Source organism: Streptomyces synnematoformans, from assembly GCF_039531005.1.
GTDB classification, from domain to species: domain Bacteria; phylum Actinomycetota; class Actinomycetes; order Streptomycetales; family Streptomycetaceae; genus Streptomyces; species Streptomyces synnematoformans.
On the sequence record NZ_BAAAPF010000632.1, the window covers coordinates 1 to 1650 of the forward strand.

Here is a 1650-nt window from a genome sequence, read left to right on the forward strand (position 1 = left end):
GTGCCCGCGAGGCGCTGGCCGCGACGACCGGGCAGCTGGACGTGCTGCGCCGGGCGGGTGTCGTGGACGCCGGCGGGCTGGGCCTGGTCGCGGTGCTGGGCACGCTCGCCGACGCGCTCAGCGGCGCCGCCCGCCCCACCGAGCCGGCCCTGTCCGGCCACGCGGGCGGTACGGAAGCCCCCGGGGCCGGGCAGCCCCGGGACGGCGCCGCCGGCGACGACGCCTGCGCGGTGCCCGGGGCGGCCGGGGACGGGCCCGCGTTCGAGGTGATCTACCTGCTGGAGGCCGGCGACGCGGCCGTCGCCCGGCTGCGGCCGCGGCTCGACGCGCTCGGCGACTCCCTCGTCGTCGTCGGCGGCGACGGGCTGTGGCGGGTGCACGTGCACGTCGACGACGCGGGCGGCGCCTCCGATGCCGGCGTGGAGGCCGGCCGCCCGTACCGCATCCTGATCACCCACCTCGGCACCGGCGCCCCCGCCGAGGCCCCCCGGCGCGGCGCCGGCGAGCGCGAGGGCCGGGCGGTCGTCGCCGTCGTACCGGGCGACGGGCTGGCGGCGCTGTGCGCCCGGGCGGGCGCGGGGGTGGTGACCGTACGGGAGGGGGAGCCGCCCGCGAGCGGGGAGCTGGCCGAGGCGATGCGCCGCACGGGCGCGCGGGAGGTCGTCCTGCTGCCGAACGACGCGGAGTTGCGGCACACCGCCGCGGTGGCCGTGGCGGAGGTGCGGGAGTCCGGCGTACGGGCGGCCCTCATTCCCACCCGCGCCGCGGTGCAGGGGCTGGCGGCGCTGGCGGTGCACGACCCGGGGCGCCGGTTCGACGAGGACGTCGTCACCATGACGGCCGCGGCCGGCGCCACCCGGCACGCGGAGCTGGCGGTCGCGGAGCAGGAGGCGTGGACGACGGCGGGGATCTGCCGCCCGGGCGACGTGCTCGGGGTGGTGGAGGGCGACGTGGCGGTGGTCGGCGGCGACCTCGCGGAGACCGCGGCGGCGGTGCTGGACCGGCTGCTGGCGGGCGGCGGCGAGCTGGTCACCCTGGTACTGGGCCCGGACCTGCCGCCGGGCTTCGGCGCGCGGCTGGAGGCGCACGTGCGCGGCGGGCACCTGGCGGTGGACACGGTGGTGTACGACGGGGGGAGCCAGTCGGCGCCGCTGCTGATCGGGGTGGAGTAGCGGCCCGCGGCCGTCAGCGGGCCACGTAGGCCAGCAGCGCCCGGGCCTCGCCGCGGCGCGACTCCGCGGTCCCGCCGCCGTCCGCGCCGTCCGCGGGATCCGCGGCGCCGTCCGCGTTCTCGTCCGCGGGGCCGTACGCCGCGAGCACCGCGCGGGCGCGCGGCGCCGCCGCCTCGGGGCGGCCGAGGTCGGCCTCCAGCCAGGCGGCGAGGAGCTGCGCGCCGGTCTGCTCGTCGCGGCAGTCGGGACCCAGCTCGCCGAATCCGGCCACGGCGCCTAGGACGTGGGCCAACCCCTCCTCGTACGCGGCGCGGGCGGCCTCGGCGGCGGACTCCTCGGGGTCCTCGGGGGTGCTGCCGCAGGCGGAGGCGATGAGGTCGCCGGTCTGCCGGTGCGTCGTGGCGAGTTCGGCGAGGAGGACGTCGCGAAGCCCACCCCGCACCGGCGCGCCGCCGCCGGCGGCGGGCGGGGCGCCGGC

Annotated in this window: 1 protein-coding gene and 1 pseudogene; one reads left to right on the top strand and one right to left on the bottom strand. The window is 80.9% G+C overall.

Annotated elements, in window-relative coordinates; genetic code table 11:
- A partial coding sequence (locus ABD317_RS36715) for a DAK2 domain-containing protein (RefSeq protein WP_344296367.1) occupies positions 1-1172 on the top strand: 1172 nt, incomplete at its 5' end.
- A gap of 13 nt (positions 1173-1185) precedes the next feature.
- Here ABD317_RS36715 and ABD317_RS36720 read toward each other — a convergent pair.
- Positions 1186-1650 (bottom strand): annotated as a pseudogene (locus tag ABD317_RS36720) (hypothetical protein); the annotation flags it as partial.